Genomic DNA, 18969 nt, shown 5'->3' with positions numbered 1-18969 from the left:
TTATTAACTTTGCATCTTTATAAAATCATTTAAACGAATGCCGAATACGATCATTATTGGTTCTGGATCTTACATTCCTAACAGAGTTATTGGTAGAGATTATTTTCTAAATTCTGAATTCTATACCGATGAAGGCGAAAAAATAGACAAGCCAACAGAAGAAATCATCTCAAAATTTGTAGAAATTACAGAAATTGAAAACAGAAGATATATTGAAGATGACACTTCAAATTCAAAAATCGGCTACGAAGCTGCGAAAGTTGCTCTTGAAGATGCAAAAGTTGACGGTGAAGATTTAGATTACATCATTTACGCAAGTAATTTCGGAGAAGTAGGAACCAATGGTGCTGCGAGTTTTATGCCGAATATGGCGGGACGAGTAAAAAATCATTTAGGCATCAAAAATAGAAAATGTATCACTTATGATATGATTTTCGGTTGTCCTGGTTGGGTTGAAGCGATGATTTTGGCAAACAATCTTATCAAAGCAGGTGTAGCAAAAACTATTTTGGTAGTTGGCTCAGAAACTTTGAGCCGCGTTACCGATCCTTACGACAGAAATAAAATGATTTTTGCTGACGGAGCCGGTGCAGTTGTCGTAACAGCAACTGATGAAGAAAATGTCGGAATTATTTCTCATAATACAATTTGCGACAACGGTCCTGAATTAGAATATCTAAGAAACGGCCCTTCTATCAATAAAGATTTTGACGATCAGAAACTGTACATCAGAATGATGGGTAGAAAAATATACGAATATGCTTTAAAAAATGTTCCTACAGCAATAAAAGAAACGATTGATAATGCAGGACTTTCCATTGAAGACATTGACAAAATCCTGATTCATCAAGCCAATGCGAAGATGGATTATGCGATGATAGAAAGACTTCATAAGCTTTACGATGTGAAAGATTACGATCACGCAATTTCACCAATGACGATTCAGGAGTTTGGCAATTCTTCTGTGGCAACTATTCCTACCATGTTTGATTTAATAATTAAAGGAAAAATGGATGGTCATTCGTTTAAAGATAAAGGGAACATTGTGATGACTTCGGTAGGTGCCGGAATGAACATCAATGCGATCGTTTATAAATTTCCTTAAGACTTAAATTAATTTAAAAAATATTAAAAAGCACAGAGGAATTTTCTTTGTGCTTTTTTAAAACTCCATTATGCAAAGAAATTTTTTATTTATAGCTGCCATCTTCTTGTTTCTTGAAGTCTATATTTATCAGGCAATCAGAACTCTAACTGATAATTCATGGATCAAACTCGGCTATTGCGTTTTGTCTTTGGCTGTTTACGGATTCTTCGCTTACGAAGTTTCCCATTTTCAAAGATCAGACAGAAGTACAATGAGAGCGCAAATCATGATTTCGTTGTTTTTGGTCTTCATATTACCTAAAATTTTCATTGTCATAGGTTTACTGTTTGAAGATTTTATAAGAATACCAACAGAATTTTATAGAAAATTTATTTTTCACGAAATTTCTATGATGCAAATTATAGCAATAATATCATACATCTTATTTTTAGCATTAGCACCACTTTCATTGTCAACCAAGGGAAAAATATCACTTGCTTTGTTGGTAATTGTTTCAATATATTATTACAAAGATTTCTTTATCAATGAACGACCATATTTACCAGAGAGAAGAAAATTTGTAAGCTTGGTTGGTTTAGGTCTTGGCGGTGTACTTTCAGCTTTATTCATTGACGGAATTACCTTTGGAAAATACCGTCATAAAGTAAGACAGGTAAAAGTAAAAATTAAAAATCTTCCAAATAGTTTCAAAGGATATAAAATCATTCAGATTTCAGATGTTCACAGCGGAAGTTTCTCTGATCCGAGTAAACTTGAACATGCAATTGATCTGATTAATGAACAAAACCCTGATTTAGTATTATTTACCGGAGATATGGTGAATAATGTTTCAGAAGAATTCAAACCTTTCATTCCTCTTTTTTCTAAAATTAAAGCAAAAGACGGCAAGTTTGCAGTTTTAGGAAACCATGATTACGGCGACTACGTAACATGGGATTCTCCAAATGCTAAAAAAGTAAATCTTGACACCTTGATAGAATACGAAAAACAGGCTGGTTTCGATATGTTGATGAACGAAAACCGTGTAATCGATAGAAACGGAGAAAAACTATACATTTTAGGCGTAGAAAACTGGGGACTAAAACCTTTCCCTCAATTCGGAAAAATCGACAAAGCATTAGAAAACGTGCCGCAAAATGCTGCAAAAATATTAATGAGCCACGATCCTACCCATTTTGATTATGTGGTTAAAAAACATCCTGCAGATATCAGTTTGACACTTTCCGGTCACACTCACGGAATGCAGTTTGGCTTAGATTTAAAAAATATCAAATGGTCACCTGTACAATATCGATATCCAAAATGGGCAGATTTGTATGAAAGCGAAGGAAAACTGCTTTATGTGAACCGTGGTTTCGGGGTTTTAGGTTATCCTGGAAGAGTTGGAGTTTTACCTGAGATTACGCTATTGGAGCTTTCTTAAACTCTAATCAACATTTCTGAATTAAAGATATTTTTTGAAAAATATTCCAATGAGTTCATGTGAATCAACCACATTTTCATTAGAATGCTTTAAAGATTCTCTAACTTTGGGAAATTCATCAATAAATTCAAGATTGTCAACTTCAGCAATTCCAAAATCATTTAATATCTTTCGAAATGACTCTTCGTCATTTCCCCAATATTTTATATACTTACTTTCATCAACAAAGATCTCAATCAAAATATCATCATCATTGTAAATCAGTCCAAAATTAATAAAAGCATCCTGTGTTATTTCAGTTTTATACTTTTCTAAAAATTCCAATACAATGCTTTTCTTTTTATAAAAGCCATATTTGAGATCAGAATCTATATGACCAAACAATACTGACACTTCTTCGGGAAGTGTTTTAGATAAAGCTAAAATAACATTCCACAGATTAGAATTATTAATATTTATTTCAGAATAAAAATTGAATCCTTGTAGATCTGCATCTTTATGATTGTTATAATTCAAAGTGTAACCTTGAACTATATTTGCAGTTTTACTTGCCTCAAATCTCTCTGCAACTGCAGAATTACTCATTGGAATTTCATCCTGATTTGGAAATCTTATAGTTTGTGGTAATTGCAAAGTTGGTTTCATAATCAAAATATATAATCCTTCATTCTTGAGGTTGCCATTTCTTTTTCATTAATCCAAACTAGGAAAGCTTCAAGCTTATCTTCCATCTTTTTCCCGCAGTTAAAGCTTCTGTGAAATGGAACTTTAAAGTTATATTTTTTTACATCGGTGAATTGCCAAACATCAAGATAAACCAAAACAAAATCATCGTTTTTTAAAGTCTCAAAAACCATATTCTGATAGTACTTCATTGGCAAAGCTTGAAACACAAAATCATTATAAGGAAGCTGACTGTAAGGTGATATACTTTCCGGAACAATACTGATTCCATTTTCTTCAGTAATCTCAGAATTCCTATTCAATCGTTTAAATGGAAACAAAATATCTGCATGATCAATATTCGAGATATAATTGAAGCCCATCATTTTCAAATCATTTTCGTCTATTTTAAATTCCTTTTGACGAATACCTTTGATCTGTTTTTCAAGAAATTCTTCTGTAATTTTTTTAGTTACTTCGATTTGTGAGGCAGAAGAATCTTTATTATAAAAAGCAATTTCATGCCCTTGAGCAGAAATTGCTTTTATCAGATTTTTAAGTTTTTCTATGATTGAAATTTCGATAAAAAAACTTGCTTTAACTTCATGAATATCTAAAATTCTCAGAACCGATTTTGTATTGGCATCAGTGATTTCCAACCTTTCATCATTAGAAATCTGAAACCCTTTTTGGGTTTCGGAGTCAATATTCACAATGTTGAAAGTCAATAAAACCATTTAAATTAAAATTTAGATAAATTACATAAACTGCTATTTATCAGTAGTTAAAACTATTTTCAATTAAAGTAAATTTAATATTCTAATTCTTATTTAATTTTACTTTTAAATTCTTGATCATATCTTTAGACATTTCAGAAATCCCATAATCATAAGAAAGATTCCAATCCTTTTTTGCAATAGAATCATCAATTGATGACGGCCACGAATCTGCAATTGCCTGTCTGAAATCCGGCTTATAATCGATCTCAAATTCCGGAATTTCTTTCTTGATTTCTGCTGCCAATTCTTTTGGCGTAAAAGACATTCCACCTAGATTGTAAGATGAACGAACCGTCAAACTTTCCTTCGGAGCTTCCATTAATTTCAATGTTGCGTTGATTGCATCATCCATATACAACATCGGCATCGCTGTGTCTTCAGATATAAAACTTGTGTATTTCCCCTCTTCTACTGCTTCGTAAAAAATCTCAACTGCATAATCTGTAGTTCCTCCACCTGCAGGAGTTTTCCACGAAATCAATCCGGGATATCTTATACTTCTTACATCAACTCCATATTTATCAAAATAATATTCACACCATTTTTCACCTGCCATTTTTGAAATTCCGTAAACCGTAGTCGGATTCAAAACAACATCCTGAGCAACATCATTTTTAGGAATTCCTTTCCCGAAAACAGCAATCGAACTAGGCCAGAAAATCTTTTTAAGCAAACCTTCCTTTGCCATTTCACAAAAATGAAGAAGTGGTTCAAGATTCAGTTTCCATGCAAAAACCGGTTGCTTTTCAGAAGTTCCCGACAACAATGAAGCCAAATGATAAACGGTTGTGATATCGTAATCTTTAATGACTTGTCTCACCAATTGCGTATTGGTAACATCCATTCTTTCATAATATCCTGCAGAAGTAAGGTCTTTTTGCCATCTGTCGAGTCCGGAAGCAACTACATTTTCAGCTCCGTGAATTTCTACAAGTCTGTTGGTAAGCTCTGTGCCTATCTGACCTAAAGCTCCTGTGATGAGAATTTTTTCCGTGAAGGATTCCATTTTTATATTTTATTAGATGAGTAAAAGCAAAAATAGAGATTTTGGCTACTATAAGAAAACAAAATTGTAAATTCGGATATAATTTTTGTCATCAAAAATTTAATTTTGAAATAAAAACAATTTAACATAACATTTTACACAACTAAAAACACAGATTAAAATGAAAAAGTTGTTATTAACAATCGCATTAGCTTCATCATTCATCAATGCTCAATATACCGACATCAATATTGTAAAAGAAGTCAAAGTCAAAAACAAAGGAGTTGTGGTTTCTGCACATCCTCTTGCAAGCGAAGCAGGTGCTAAAATTTTAAAAATGGGAGGAAATGCTTATGACGCAATTGTAGCCACACAATACGCTTTAGCAGTAGTTTATCCTCAAGCCGGAAACATCGGTGGTGGCGGATTTTTAGTCGGAGTTAAAAATAATGGAGAAAGATTCACAATCGATTATCGCGAAACGGCTCCCAAAAAAGCTTCAAGAGATATGTATCTGGACCAAAAAGGCAACGCAAATACAGATTTATCCCAAAACGGACGATTAGCAGTAGGAATTCCGGGAAGTGTGGCAGGATTTTTCGCTACTTTAAAATATTGTAAACTCCCTATGAATCAAATCATTCAGCCCGCAATTGATCTGGCTGAAAAAGGATTTGCCATTACCGAACAGGAAGCCGGATTATTAAATTCAAGCAAAGAATATTTTAAGAGATATAATAAAACGTCAAGTGCTTTTGTGAAAATTGAGGGTTGGAAATCCGGAGACATTTTGGTTCAGAAAGAATTGGCACAAACTTTAAAATTAATTCAAAAATCAGGTTTGAAAGGATTTTATGAAGGGAAAACTGCAGAACTTCTGGTTGCCGAAATGAAAAAGGGAAACGGAATCATCACTTTGGAAGATCTTAAAAATTATAAAGTTGCAGAAAGAAAAGCTCTGGAGTTTGATTATAAAGGAAACCAGATCGTATCAATGCCATTGCCATCAAGCGGCGGAATTCTTTTAGCTCAAATGCTAAAAATGTCAGGTTTTGAAAATTTAGAAAAATATCAGCAAAATTCAACTCAAGCCGTTCAGATTATGGTGGAAGCCGAAAGAAGAGCTTTCGCAGACAGAGCAGAATATATGGGAGATCCGGATTTCATTCAGGATAAAACTGCTTATTTGATTTCCGACGAATATTTGAAAAACAGATGGAAAAGTTTTAGTTTTAATAAAGCTACTCTAAGTTCAGAAGTCGGAAAAAAGATCAATCAACCAAAAGAATCAACAGAAACCACGCATATTTCAGTAATTGATAAAGAAGGAAATGCAGCTGCGGTAACAACTACTTTAAATGGTTTATACGGAAGTAAAGTTGTCGTTTCAGGAGCAGGATTTTTCCTAAACAACGAAATGGATGATTTCTCTGTAAAACCAGGTGTTCCCAATATGTTTGGAGCCGTTGGTGGAGAAGCCAATTCTATTCAACCGAATAAAAGAATGCTTTCCTCAATGACTCCGACCATCGTTTTAAAAAATGGAAAACCTTACATGATTGTCGGAACTCCGGGCGGAACTACGATTCCAACGTCAGTTTACCAGTCGATTGTAGATGTTGTTGATTTTAAACTGAATGCTAATATTTCTGTAAATTCTCCAAAATTCCATCACCAATGGTTACCTGAAATGGTTGCTTTTGAGAAAAATTTCCCAGAAACTACCATCAAAGATCTCGAAAAACTAGGTTATAAAGGCGAAAGATGGGGACAACTCGGAAGAACAGAAATGATTTTGATTGATGATAATGGAAATATTCATGCCGTTGCAGATGGTCGTGGCGATGATTCTGTGGCGGTAGAATAATTTTCTTTGTAACGAAAGAGTTACAAAACCTTCAAAATTTTAAAAAGCTTGAAGATTTATTGAAATAATATTTTTGCTTCCAAAATCAATATTTTCGGTTCCTAAAGTAATATTCTTGCTTCCTGAACCAATACTTTCGCATCATGAATAAATATTCTTGCACCCCAAAAGGATATTTTTGTCTCCAAAAACTATATTCTTGCAGCCCAAATCAATATTCTGACATGCGAAAAGAATATTTTTCTCATATCATCCATCCTATTTCCCAAGTAATTTTCTTACTTTTCAAATTATAAATACATAAGCTTTGAAAGCCAAAAAAATCTATCAGCAACTTTACTTTCAGGTTATTGTTGCGATCATTGCAGGAATTCTTTTAGGAAAATTTTATCCAGAACTAGGTGAGAAAATGAAACCTTTAGGTGACGGTTTCATCAAATTGGTGAAAATGATTATCGCGCCGGTGATTTTTATCACCCTGACTTTAGGAATTGCACACATGACCGACCTGAAAAAAGTAGGAAGAATTGCCGTCAAAGCAATGATTTACTTTTTCACGTTTTCCACACTGGCTTTAATCATAGGATTAATTGTGGGAAATCTTTTACATCCCGGTTCCGGATTAAATATTGATCCGGCAACACTTTCAGGCGATGTTTCACAATATCAACAAAAAGCTCATGATACGACATTGACTGGCTTTATGATGAATATTATTCCTGAAACTTTATTCAGTCCATTGGTGGGTGATAATATTCTTCAGGTACTTTTGGTAGCGATTTTAATGGGAATTGCATTGGTTTTAACAAAAGAAAAAAGCCAAAGAGTAACAGATTTCTTACAGGATTTGGCGACACCGATTTTCAAAATTGTGCATATGCTGATGAAACTGGCTCCGATTGGCGCATTTGGAGCGATGGCTTTTACCATAGGAAAATACGGATTGGGTTCTGTGTTAAATTTAATTTTTCTGGTAGGTACATTTTACATTACTTCTGCCCTGTTTGTTGTATTGGTTTTAGGAGCAGTTGCATGGTACAATGGTTTTAATATTTTTAAACTGATGTATTATCTGAAAGAAGAACTTCTTTTGGTTTTGGGAACAAGCTCATCAGAATCCGCACTTCCGGGGATCATGGAAAAGCTTGAAAAAGCAGGTTGCTCAAAGGCGATTGTAGGATTGGTGGTACCGACAGGATATTCTTTTAATCTTGACGGAACCAATATTTACATGACTTTAGCCTCACTTTTTATTGCGCAGGCTTTGAATATTGATCTTTCTATCGAAAAACAATTGATGCTTCTTCTGGTTGCCATGTTAAGTTCAAAAGGTGCTGCAGGAGTTACTGGAGCCGGATTTGTAACTTTAGCGGCAACTCTCGCTGTGGTTCCTGAAATTCCGATTGCGGGAATGACTTTGATTTTGGGAATAGATAAATTTATGAGTGAATGCCGCGCTTTGACCAATGTTATAGGGAATTCTGTAGCAACAGTAGTGGTTGCAAACTGGGAAAAACAGTTAGATAAAGGTCAGTTACAATATGCTTTAGATCATCCGAATGAGGTGGAGAAGAAGTTGGAAGTTTGATCTTTGTTTAATTCAAATTGTCATTCCACAGGAATCTCTGCAAAGTTTTTATTTACGATGTTTAGATTCCTACGGAATGACAAACTTCACGCAAAATGCTGTACAATCATCAGTAAAATAATTCTTGTAATAAAATTGATAAGTTTTCTAACGAAGAAGAAAATCCTAGCCCCGATTGAAGTGGAAATCCTTTTTTGAAAAAAAAGATTGCAACGGAAAGCGGGAAATAGCTCCTAAAAAAATCACATTAAATCAGAATCGTAAGACTCGCAGGCTGAACTTTAATGTGAATCGGTGATTTTATCTTGTTGAATTCACCATCGAGATGCCAATTTTTAGTATTGACTTTGAATTCGACTTCTGAAACCGGTAAATACGTGATATAATCGTCTTCTTTGAGTTTTTTGGTAAACATTCTGAAAGCAAAAAGCGGTGAATAGGTCAATGGAAATTTTTTAACCAAAACCATATCAACCAAACCGTCACTTTTACTCGCCATTGGAGCGATAAATGCGTTATTACCAAATTGACGGGTGTTTGCGATGTTAACCATCAGATATTTTCCGTTGTATTGTTGGTATTTTTCGTCTAAGAATTTCAGCTTAATGGGTTTATAATTAAAAAAGGTCTTTAGTGAAACTTTAATATAATTTTTAAATCCACGGTCGGTTTTTTCAAATTCTTTCACCACTTTTCCGTCAAATCCGGTTCCCGAAACATTGATGGATAATCTTCCGTTAACGGTGAAAGTGTCTATTTTTCTGGATTTTCTCTGATTTAGTTTCTCTAAAAGTTCATCTAAATTTTTACTGAATTGTGTTTCGTTTGAAAAACCATTACCCGAACCAGCAGGAAAGATAGCGAGAACTTTTTCGGTATTAATCAGATTTTTCGCCACTGTAGAAATTGTACCGTCGCCGCCAATCGCCACAAAAATATCTGTATCCGGAAAATGCTTCAGAATAAATTCATCAGTTCCCAAAATAGATTCTGAAATGTAGTATAAAGGATTACCTACTTTCTTCTTCAGCTCATTGAGAAATGGCTGATAATTCTTTTTTGCCGAAAAAGGATTGATGATAAAAGCTACTTTTTCCATTGCCACAAAAGTAAAAAATGCTTCCTGATTTGGAAGCATTAATATCAGTTAATTTTCATTCTTTCTTTAAATTTTGGAGTCAACGTTCCTTTCAGTTCTTCCCAAGAAACAGGAATTACAATGTTTCCAGCCGCAAAAGCTGCAATCTCGTAAGGACTGTAATGGAAATACAGGTTTTTTTCATCAAAATAGAAATTATCATTTGCCGGAATTGCTTCAAGTAAAAGCATATCTGAATTTTTTACCACTCCCTGAGAATCAGTGGTCCCACTTGGAATGTTGTTGATGTTTTTTAATAAAATCGCTTCTAATCTTGCTTTCGGCATTGTTGTAATATCTTTCAAAACAACTCTTTTCTTATTTTTCAAATCAAAAATCCGTTCAGCAAAGCCATAATTTTCATGTGCTCCACCTTCGTAAGAGGAGTACATATATTCAATCTGAAGAAAATCATTTGTATTTGATTTCAGTTTCATGAAAGATCCTGTATTCCAGGTTTGCTGATAGCTCACATCGGCAATCCAATCTTTATTTTTATCTTTTACAGATGCAAAATAGTCATTTTTATCTTTATCTAAAAAAGTCTGTAAACCTTGTTTTGAAAAGTCTGTAATTCCTTTTTTATCATAATAAATACTGTCTAAAAGTGCTTTGTCGTTGATGGTCGGAAAAACAAGCACTTTAGCTTCATACTTTAGGGAAAGTAAATTATTGATTTTTGTGGAATCATTTAATTTAACAGAATCTACTACAAATTTCTCCGGCGCTTTCACTTCTTTTTTTGTATTGATCTTGGCATTTTGAGAATCTGTTTTTTTACAGGCTACTATCGTAAAAATTGCAGATAGTGCCAGAACTGCGATTGTATTTTTCATAATTAATTATTTCGCTTACCAATACAAAAACCATTCAAAAGATGAATGGTTTTTAATTTATTTCGTTTGTAATTTTAACAAGTTATTTTTTAATCAGACTCATCACCTGATTTTCGCTGTCTGAGATTACTTTCCAAATTTGCTTGAATGCCGGGTAATATTCTTTCGGGTAATCTGCACTTGCAATTTCAAATTTGGCAACCGTAAGAATCTTATTATCTTTCTTTTCTACGATATAAGAATAGCTTATTTCTTTATCTTCTGTTACGATTTTTTTACTTTTCGGTAAATCTGCAACTTCATAACCTTCAGGAATTTCTATTTCTACAATTTTTGTTTTACTGATCGGCGAAATAAAATCAATCATGTATTTTCTTTCTTCCTGCTGATCAAAATCGTTGCTTGTCTGATGCAAAAATAATAGAGGATTGATGATTTTTCTTTTTCCAAGATCATCCATCAAATTACTAGAAGCAAAGTTCATTGTAGATCTGAATTCTCCGGTATCTAAAACTCTTGAACTGATATTTGAAAAGTCGACAGAAAAACTTTCTTTATACTGTTTTGTATATTTATCCGGGTTTTCGTCAAAATTTTCCTTTGCATTTAAGGCCAGCAAACCTTCATCCTGATCTTGATATTGTCCCGTTACAGTGCCATCAGGATTTATTTTCGCTTTTGTTGTGTGCGTAGAATAACTGGTTTTGATGTTATTCAATGAAATTACTTCCGCTTTTTCGTCTCTTAGCAAAAGTCCGTTACTATTCCATACTCTGCCGGGAAGAATACCTTCTTTTGATTGTTTGGAAGTTGCATCAAAAAGATAAATATTTTTATCAATTTCGACTGCTGCGATTACGTAATTAAAATTTCCGATGTTTGGGAATGTAAGGTTTACGTATCCGTTTTTTACCGTAGAGATCAAAATTGGAAAGGCTTTTAGTTTTTCAGCTCTCAACATATTGATCAGCATCAGATTAAGATCGCCGGTATTTCCTGTTTTCGTTTTTGCCAATTCTTTAATACCATTTTCTGTGTAGAAACCGTACGTTTGATTCCAGGTGTAAGAATTTTTAACAAAATCAAAAATAGAATTAGCTTTCCTCAATTCATCTTTTTCTTCAGAAATACTTTTGGGAATCAAGTCTTTTACCAATTTTTCTCTTTTGTATTGCAAACCAAATTCTTCATTTTCCCAAAGGCTTTTTCTAATATCTTCCCAAGTAGATGTGTACGTCTTCAGACCATTATTGAAAAACGTTGAATGCAACTCCGCACGAATTTTGGTTCTGTAATTGTCACTATTTTTTACATATTTTTCTTCTTTAAAAGCTTTTACATTTTCGTAGGCAAATCTGTATGTTTTAGAATCTGCTCCGTATAAAAACTCTTCGCCCACCTTTTGATGTTTTGGTTTTAAACTTCCTGTAAAATCAATATGATAAGACATATTGGTAGGTGCGTCTAATACATATTCAGAATACATTGATGGAGTATCCAATTCCATATAAATCACAGGTATTTCATATAAAAATGGCGAAATAATTTCATATTGATACTCAATCACCGAACCGTTCCTGATATTGGGAAACGCGAATTTGTTTACGGTCGTATATTTATTCTCCTTCGATTTAAATTTTGAACTTTTATCAACTTTGGTTTCCTCTATTTTATCATTTTCAAGATTGTAAACATAAGCTTTTATAGAATTGAGTGTCTCTCGGCTTCCTGAAGTACTCTCACGCAATGGGATTTCGAGATTCAACCAATCTTCAGATTTATCTTTATCGTAAACCTTAACTCTGTACGCATATTTTTTAATCAATTGCCCGTTGTAAGGATCTACACGGTAATGTATAGAACGGTAAAGTATTTCTGCGGGAGCCTTTTCATCAATGTTTGACTTTGATTTTTTTAAATCTTCAATCATAAACTTAGGCATTTTGACGAACTCATGATTCTGTGCAAAAACACCCGAACTAACCAGACTTATAAAAACAACTAAGAGTATTTTTCTCATTTTTATGATTTTTTGGATATTAGGATTTTCGAATTATCGGCGTTCATTATTTTCTTTCTGAAATTGATATAATCGTTATATTTTTCTTTAGAGTAAATGCCTTTTTTAATATTTACATTTCTTTTAACGATAATTTTATCTTCCTTTTTCTCAAATGAAAGAAGATAAGTTCCGAAATCTGAAGTTAAAAGTCCGTTTGAAGGCATTTCTTCAACGGTGTAATTTGCTGGAATTTGGTATACAATTTCATACTCATCTTCGTACGAAAATCGGTTTTCGAAAGGCAGTTGACGGTTTTCATCAGTATGATAAAAACCTGTGGTATAAATCGGTACAGCCCTGAAAATAAAACTGTCGCCCATCATTTTAGAATAATTGGAAGCTTTAAAATTTAAATCAAAATCAATAGAAGCCACATCTTTATTGTTAATAAAATTATTCATCTCCACATTTTCAAAGTTCAGACTTGAAAATTTAGATTTTACCGCTTCATTTTTATCTTTTTGAGAAAGTGAAACGTAAGCCAAATTAAAATCATACTGGTTTCCGGTATAGGTAAATTTTCCCTTTCCTGAAATCGTTTTATCAGGATTGATCTGAATATTCAGCATTTGTTTCTCCTTACTTTGCTGAGAAGTGTAAGATGGAGTTTCCATAATATCAATTCCTGTGGATTTCACTGCCAAAACATTTCTGTCTGTTGTACTGTAACTCAAATGATTGAAAGCAATATCCTGCGAAGTATTTTCCAGCCAGATATTTCCTTTTTCTGTAGGAATGACCAAAATCACATGATTTCCAGCCATTTTAGGAAAATCTACATCAAAACTTATCGGTGAAGAATTGGAATTGATAATTGCATAATAAGATGGGATTTTTGCCTCGTCAAGAAGAGTTTTCATGTAATTTGAAAGTCCTTTACAATCACCATAACCTTTTTTCTGAACTTCATCCGGCATCATCGGTTGCCAACCGCCAATTCCCAAAGCAACAAAAATATATCTTGTTTTACTCTGCATATACTGAAAGATTTTTTTCACTTTATCTTCCGTACTTCCTGACAAATTTAAAGCTGCAATTTCAGATTTGATCTGAGGTGTAGAAACAGAGACGGGCGTCAAAAGATTGTTGTAGTACCACAGTCCGAAGTCTTTCCACGAAGTAATATTTCCTTTTTTGCCAACTAAACTAAATTGATCTAAAGAAAAACTCACTTTTGGTAAAATTTTCTGCGGATTAGGAACCAATTCTGCATTTTCTATTGCAGGAATATTCTGATAAGTATATGTTTTTTCATTTCCGTTATCCTGAAATTCGGCAGAGGCATATTTAAATGGTGAATCGTAAGTTTTTGATCGAAGATTGATTCCTGATTTATTGATAATTTTAAAACTACTTTTCTGAAGAGAAATATTGTAGGAATTAAATGGTACAAAATCAGGAATAAAAATGGTATTCTGATCTTTCTGATCATAGCTGAACTCAACTGTATAAGGAAAAGAGGTTGGCGTATAAGGCAAAACAAGCGCTCTGCTTTCCGAATAAAAAGTTCCTTGAGAATTGGCTGCCACATCAGAGAAATCACTTTTTGAGAAGCTTTTTATTTTAGTTCCTTTATCATCAAAAACCGTAACTTTTACATTCGAGACAACGTCTCCTTTTTCATAATAAATCTTTGGAACAGAATAGCTTACTGCATCTTTATTTAAAATCGTCACTACAGAAAGATTTCTGTAGACAATTTCGTCAATTTTATTGATCTCTACAATTGTACTCTCATTACGAATAACGACACTTGCATTTTTCTTCAGATTTTCACTGATTTCGGAGACCGGATAACTTTGCGAATAATACATTGATGCTAAAGAAAAAGCACCTAAGCAAAGAATTTTCATCATGGTTATTTAATTTCCCCAAAAATATAAAAATTCTTAATAAAATGTTAAATAATTATCATTAATATGAGAAATAAAAATATTAAAGTTCAAAAAAAAGACTCCATAAAAAATGGAGTCTTTAAAATATTATTTAGAAAGGATGATTAAACATCAATTTTCGCATATTTTGCATTCTTTTCAATGAATTCTCTTCTTGGCGGAACCTCATCACCCATCAACATTGAGAAAACTGAGTCTGCTTCTACAGCATTATCAATTGTAACCTGCTTCAGAATTCTGTGTTCAGGATTTAATGTAGTTTCCCAAAGTTGCTCAGGATTCATTTCCCCAAGACCTTTATAACGTTGAACCTCAACACCTTTTCCGTCTGGAGCCATTTCTAGAGTAAACTCTTCACGCTCTTTTTCGTTGTAAGCATATATTTTTTTGTTTCCTTTCTTTAATAAATACAAAGGAGGTTGAGCAATATAAATATATCCGTTCTCAATCATTTCTTTCATGAAACGGAAGAAGAAGGTAAGAATCAAAGTAGAAATGTGAGAACCATCAATATCGGCATCGGTCATGATTACAACTTTATGATATCTTAACTTCGCCATATTCAGAGCTTTACTGTCTTCTTCTGTACCTACAGAAACTCCTAAAGCTGTATAAATATTTTTGATTTCCTCGTTATCATAAACTTTATGAAGCATTGATTTCTCAACATTCAAAATTTTACCTCTCAACGGAAGGATTGCCTGAAAATGTCTGTCTCTACCCTGCTTTGCAGTTCCACCTGCCGAATCTCCCTCGACTAAGAATAATTCAGATTCTGCAGGATCTTTTGATGAACAGTCAGATAATTTTCCCGGTAAACCAGAACCTCCCATCGGAGATTTTCTCTGAACCATTTCACGGGCTTTTTTCGCAGCCTGTCTTGCTTTTGCAGCTAAAACAACCTTCTGAACGATTATTTTAGCCTCGTTTGGATTTTCTTCTAAGAAGTTGGTCAACATTTCACCAACGATCTTATCAACAGCACCGGAAACTTCAGAGTTACCTAATTTTGTCTTAGTCTGTCCTTCAAACTGAGGTTCCATTACTTTTACAGAAATCACAGCCGTCAAACCTTCGCGGAAATCGTCTCCGGTAATTTCAACTTTTTCTTTTGCCGGAATTCCTAAATCATCCGCATATTTTTTAAGTGTTCTCGTCAAAGCACGTCTGAAACCTGCTAAGTGAGTTCCACCTTCATGAGTATTAATATTATTTACATAAGAATGTAAGTTTTCACTGAAAGAAGTATTGTAACGCATCGCAACTTCAACAGGAATGTCATCTCTTTCACCTTCCATGAAAATTACGTTTTCCATAATCGCTTCACGGTTTCCGTCGATGAATTCTACAAACTCTCTCAAACCACCTTCAGAATGGAAAACTTCGAAAGCGAAAGATCCGTCTTCATTCGGTTCTCTCTCGTCAACCAAAGTGATTGTGATTCCTCTGTTAAGAAAAGAAAGCTCACGCATTCTTGCTGCAAGAGTATCATAATTATAAACCAATTCCTGGAAAATAGTACCATCCGGCTGGAAAAAAACTTCAGTTCCTCTGTCATCTGTTGTACCAATTTCAGCAACGTCTGCTAAAGCTTTTCCTTCAGAATATTTTTGTTGGTATAATTTACCGTCGCGGCTTACAGTTGCTACCAATAAAGTAGAAAGTGCATTCACACAAGAAACCCCAACACCGTGAAGACCACCGGAAACTTTGTAAGAATCTTTATCAAATTTTCCACCCGCTCCGATCTTGGTCATTACAACCTCCAAAGCAGATTTTTGCTCTTTCTCGTGGAAATCTACAGGAATACCTCTACCATTATCTTTTACAGAGATACTTTCTCCTTTATGAATTGTTACTAAAATTGTATCACAGTATCCTGCAAGAGCTTCGTCAATAGAGTTATCTACTACTTCATAAACCAAATGATGAAGACCTCTTACTCCTACATCACCAATGTACATAGATGGTCTTAGACGAACGTGCTCCATGCCTTCTAATGCCTGGATACTACTAGCTGTATATTGTTTTTGACTCATATTAAAATTGAAATATTTGCTTAATGCAAAGACCTACAAATATCGTGATTTTTTTCGACTTATCAAAGCTAAAAAGTATCAAAAATACGTTTGATTTCTTATTGCTGACAAGCTATTTTTTCAGATAAAAAACTATCAAAGTTAAGACGAAAATCCTGAAACTTCCGAATGTTTTAAATCATATTTCAGCTCAGAAATTTATCCTTAACTTTAAAGTGAAAAATAAATTTTATGGACGATTTCATTGCAGCACGCGCTCAAATGGCACTTTCACTTGGCTTTCATATTATCTTTGCCTGCGTTGGAATGGTAATGCCATTTTTGATGGCTTTTGCACACTGGAAATATCTGAAAACCGGAAACGAAATTTACAAAGGTCTCACAAAAGCCTGGAGTAAAGGAGTTGCGATTCTATTTGCAACAGGAGCTGTTTCGGGAACGATGCTTTCTTTTGAATTGGGACTACTTTGGCCAGGATTCATGAAACACGCAGGTCCCATTTTCGGAATGCCATTTTCTCTTGAAGGAACGGCATTTTTTATTGAAGCAATCGCCATCGGATTTTTCCTTTACGGTTGGGATAAATTTAATAAATGGTTTCATTGGTTTTGCGGATTTTTGGTCGGGTTAAGTGGTTTAGCTTCAGGAATTTTAGTTGTTGCAGCCAATGCGTGGATGAATTCACCTACGGGTTTTGATTATATCAATGGACAATACGTAAATATCGATCCTATTAAAGCGATGTTCAATGAAGCTTGGTTTCCACAAGCTTTGCATATGACAGTTGCTGCTTTTTGTGCGACAGGTTTTGCCGTTGCAGGAGTTCATGCATTTTTAATTATGAGAAAGAAAAATGTTGAATTTCATACTAAAGCTTTTAAAATCGCAGCAGCTTTTGCACTTGTAGGTGCTTTCGGGGCTCCATTGAGCGGTGATGTTGCCGCAAAATCTGTTGCAGAAAGACAACCAATAAAATTAGCAGCAATGGAAGCACATTTTGAAACTGAAAAAGGCGCAGCTTTCGTTATCGGCGGAGTTCCTGATGAAGAAAAAGGTGAAATTAATTATGCTTTAAAAATTCCAAAAGTTTTAAGTTTTCTGGCAACAAATGATTTTAATGCCGAAGTAACAGGTTTAAACGATTTTCCAAAAGACGAATGGCCTCCTGTTGCCGTTGTACATTACGCTTTCCAGATCATGATTTTTTTTGGAGTTGTGATGATTTGCATCGGAAGTCTTTATTTGTATTCTTTATTCTTTAAAAAAGACTGGCTGAATAAAAACTGGTTGTTAAAAACTTTTCTTTTCGCAACACCTTTCGGATATATTGCTTTGGAAGCAGGATGGACTGTCACAGAAGTCGGGCGACAACCCTGGATTATTTACGGAATTATGAGAACTGCCGATGCAGTCACGCCGATGCCGGGAATTCAATATTCATTTTACTTTTTCACGGCTATTTTTATTTCATTATCATTAATTATTATTTTCCTTTTAAAAAGACAAATACAAATGGTTCCAAGACTTTACGATCATACAGATCCTCAGTTTAACTCTAAAAACAAAAAATCATGATCTACGTTGTAATAGGTTTTCTATGGCTTTCGGTATGTCTGTACATGATTCTGGGCGGTGCAGATTTCGGAGCCGGAATTGTTGAATTGATGACCAAAGAAAAAAACAGAAAGTACACAGAAAAAATAATGTACGAATCGATTGCCCCAGTTTGGGAAGCCAATCACATGTGGCTGATTATTGCAATTGTGATTCTCTTTGTCGGTTTTCCTGAAATCTATACAACGATGTCTACTTACCTTCATATCCCTTTGGTTTTAATGCTTGTAGGAATTATCGCAAGAGGAACGGCATTTACTTTCAGACATTATGATGCGGTTGAAGATCGATGGCAAATTATTTATACACAAATTTTCTATTATGCAAGTTTAATTACTCCCTTTTTCTTAGGCTTGATTGCAGCAGCGACCGTCTCACAATCGATCAATCCTGATGCAGATAATTTTTTAGATCTTTATATTTTCAGTTGGCTAAACTGGTTCGGAGTTGCTGTAGGATTATTTACCGTATCACTTTGTGCATATCTTGCTTCAATTTTTTCATTAAGAGAAACAACCGATAGATTAGAATTGGGTTTGATGATTAAAAAATCACACCAAACAATGATTTTTGTAGTTGTAACGGGATTACTGGTCTTTTCTGCCGCTCATTTTTCTGATATTCCGTTAGCAAAATGGATTTTTTCAAAGCCTTTGGGAATTATGTCCATATCATTTGCAACTGTTTCTTTAGGTTTAATTTTAAGAGCGATGCACAAACGAAAATTACTTCCGGTAAGAGCATTGGCAGGCTTTCAAATCATAATGATTTTGGTTGCAGCAACTTATCAGCACAATCCAGATATTATCTTGTTAGGTAACGGCGAACATCTTTCTTTACTGAAACATATTGCGGCTCCGAAAACGATCACAGCATTGGGTTGGGCTTTGATTTTGGGTTCTTTATTTATCTTACCTTTTTTATTTTATTTAATGTTTTCGTTTACAAAAGCATCCAACAAAAAAATTTAAG

The 18969-nt window shown here is 34.1% G+C and carries 14 protein-coding genes; 6 read left to right on the top strand and 8 right to left on the bottom strand.

The genetic code is table 11. The features are described from left to right. Positions 1-37: 37 nt before the first annotated feature. Positions 38-1105 carry a 3-oxoacyl-ACP synthase III family protein gene (locus NZ698_RS02425; RefSeq protein ID WP_263001502.1) on the top strand — a complete coding sequence of 356 codons (1068 nt, stop codon included), beginning with the start codon at positions 38-40 and terminating at the stop codon, positions 1103-1105. Positions 1106-1175: 70 nt separating this feature from the next. After that, a complete protein-coding gene (locus tag NZ698_RS02420) occupies positions 1176-2531 on the top strand; it encodes a metallophosphoesterase (protein ID WP_263001500.1) in 1356 nt (451 codons plus the stop codon). A 21-nt stretch (positions 2532-2552) separates the two neighbouring features. Here NZ698_RS02420 and NZ698_RS02415 read toward each other — a convergent pair whose 3' ends face one another. The 3 genes from NZ698_RS02415 to NZ698_RS02405 all read right to left on the bottom strand — a co-directional run bounded on the left by NZ698_RS02415 (position 2553) and on the right by NZ698_RS02405 (position 4979). Beyond that, entirely contained in the window at positions 2553-3176 is a 624-nt protein-coding gene (locus NZ698_RS02415) for a hypothetical protein (RefSeq protein ID WP_263001498.1), read from the bottom strand. A gap of 2 nt (positions 3177-3178) precedes the next feature. Further along, a complete protein-coding gene (locus tag NZ698_RS02410; RefSeq protein WP_263001496.1) occupies positions 3179-3931 on the bottom strand; it encodes a polysaccharide deacetylase family protein in 753 nt (250 codons plus the stop codon). 82 nt (positions 3932-4013) lie between these two features. Further along, on the bottom strand, positions 4014-4979 hold the full coding sequence (locus NZ698_RS02405) for an NAD-dependent epimerase/dehydratase family protein (RefSeq protein WP_263001494.1): 966 nt from the start codon (positions 4977-4979) through the stop codon (positions 4014-4016). A 160-nt stretch (positions 4980-5139) separates the two neighbouring features. Between NZ698_RS02405 and ggt the strand changes: the two genes are divergently transcribed. Together ggt and NZ698_RS02395 are read left to right on the top strand one after the other, a co-directional pair. Then, positions 5140-6825, top strand: coding sequence for a gamma-glutamyltransferase (gene ggt / locus NZ698_RS02400; protein WP_263001492.1), 1686 nt, complete (start codon positions 5140-5142; stop codon positions 6823-6825). A gap of 307 nt (positions 6826-7132) precedes the next feature. Next, entirely contained in the window at positions 7133-8413 is a 1281-nt protein-coding gene (locus tag NZ698_RS02395; RefSeq protein ID WP_263001490.1) for a dicarboxylate/amino acid:cation symporter, read from the top strand. 247 nt (positions 8414-8660) lie between these two features. Here NZ698_RS02395 and NZ698_RS02390 read toward each other — a convergent pair whose 3' ends face one another. The 5 genes from NZ698_RS02390 to gyrB form a co-directional block, all read right to left on the bottom strand. Then, positions 8661-9551 carry a diacylglycerol/lipid kinase family protein gene (locus NZ698_RS02390; RefSeq protein ID WP_438265545.1) on the bottom strand — a complete coding sequence of 297 codons (891 nt, stop codon included), beginning with the start codon at positions 9549-9551 and terminating at the stop codon, positions 8661-8663. Positions 9552-9556: 5 nt separating this feature from the next. Continuing rightward, positions 9557-10387 (bottom strand): RsiV family protein, encoded by an 831-nt coding sequence (locus tag NZ698_RS02385; protein WP_263001488.1) that lies wholly within the window; start codon positions 10385-10387, stop codon positions 9557-9559. 82 nt (positions 10388-10469) lie between these two features. Further along, positions 10470-12407, bottom strand: coding sequence for a DUF3858 domain-containing protein (locus NZ698_RS02380; protein ID WP_263001486.1), 1938 nt, complete (start codon positions 12405-12407; stop codon positions 10470-10472). Positions 12408-12409: 2 nt separating this feature from the next. Further along, the gene (locus tag NZ698_RS02375; RefSeq protein WP_263001484.1) at positions 12410-14302 is read right to left on the bottom strand and encodes a DUF3858 domain-containing protein; all 1893 of its coding nucleotides are present in this window, start codon (positions 14300-14302) and stop codon (positions 12410-12412) included. 146 nt (positions 14303-14448) lie between these two features. Then, positions 14449-16383 carry a DNA topoisomerase (ATP-hydrolyzing) subunit B gene (gene gyrB, locus NZ698_RS02370; protein WP_263001482.1) on the bottom strand — a complete coding sequence of 645 codons (1935 nt, stop codon included), beginning with the start codon at positions 16381-16383 and terminating at the stop codon, positions 14449-14451. Between the two features lie 231 nt (positions 16384-16614). Between gyrB and NZ698_RS02365 the strand changes: the two genes are divergently transcribed. Together NZ698_RS02365 and NZ698_RS02360 are read left to right on the top strand one after the other, a co-directional pair. Continuing rightward, entirely contained in the window at positions 16615-17958 is a 1344-nt protein-coding gene (locus tag NZ698_RS02365) for a cytochrome ubiquinol oxidase subunit I (RefSeq protein ID WP_263001480.1), read from the top strand. Further along, complete coding sequence (locus tag NZ698_RS02360; RefSeq protein ID WP_263001478.1) at positions 17955-18968, top strand: cytochrome d ubiquinol oxidase subunit II; 1014 nt, start codon at positions 17955-17957, stop codon at positions 18966-18968. Before NZ698_RS02365 ends, NZ698_RS02360 begins: the two co-directional genes overlap by 4 nt. Position 18969: the final 1 nt, after the last annotated feature.

This window comes from Chryseobacterium edaphi (assembly GCF_025628985.1).
Lineage (GTDB): Bacteria > Bacteroidota > Bacteroidia > Flavobacteriales > Weeksellaceae > Chryseobacterium > Chryseobacterium edaphi.
The sequence above is the reverse complement of the archived record's forward strand: the minus strand, read 5'-3'. Positions and strand labels throughout refer to the sequence as shown.

Bases quoted from the DNA above. Each gene is read 5' to 3' on its own strand.
- NZ698_RS02425 (WP_263001502.1), top strand. From the start codon at position 38: ATGCCGAATACGATCATTATTGGTTCTGGATCTTACATTCCTAACAGA.
- NZ698_RS02420 (WP_263001500.1), top strand. From the start codon at position 1,176: ATGCAAAGAAATTTTTTATTTATAGCTGCCATCTTCTTGTTTCTTGAA.
- NZ698_RS02415 (WP_263001498.1), bottom strand. From the start codon at position 3,176: ATGAAACCAACTTTGCAATTACCACAAACTATAAGATTTCCAAATCAG.
- NZ698_RS02410 (WP_263001496.1), bottom strand. From the start codon at position 3,931: ATGGTTTTATTGACTTTCAACATTGTGAATATTGACTCCGAAACCCAA.
- NZ698_RS02405 (WP_263001494.1), bottom strand. From the start codon at position 4,979: ATGGAATCCTTCACGGAAAAAATTCTCATCACAGGAGCTTTAGGTCAG.
- ggt (WP_263001492.1), top strand. From the start codon at position 5,140: ATGAAAAAGTTGTTATTAACAATCGCATTAGCTTCATCATTCATCAAT.
- NZ698_RS02390 (WP_438265545.1), bottom strand. From the start codon at position 9,551: ATGCTTCCAAATCAGGAAGCATTTTTTACTTTTGTGGCAATGGAAAAA.
- NZ698_RS02385 (WP_263001488.1), bottom strand. From the start codon at position 10,387: ATGAAAAATACAATCGCAGTTCTGGCACTATCTGCAATTTTTACGATA.
- NZ698_RS02380 (WP_263001486.1), bottom strand. From the start codon at position 12,407: ATGAGAAAAATACTCTTAGTTGTTTTTATAAGTCTGGTTAGTTCGGGT.
- NZ698_RS02375 (WP_263001484.1), bottom strand. From the start codon at position 14,302: ATGAAAATTCTTTGCTTAGGTGCTTTTTCTTTAGCATCAATGTATTAT.
- gyrB (WP_263001482.1), bottom strand. From the start codon at position 16,383: ATGAGTCAAAAACAATATACAGCTAGTAGTATCCAGGCATTAGAAGGC.
- NZ698_RS02365 (WP_263001480.1), top strand. From the start codon at position 16,615: ATGGACGATTTCATTGCAGCACGCGCTCAAATGGCACTTTCACTTGGC.
- NZ698_RS02360 (WP_263001478.1), top strand. From the start codon at position 17,955: ATGATCTACGTTGTAATAGGTTTTCTATGGCTTTCGGTATGTCTGTAC.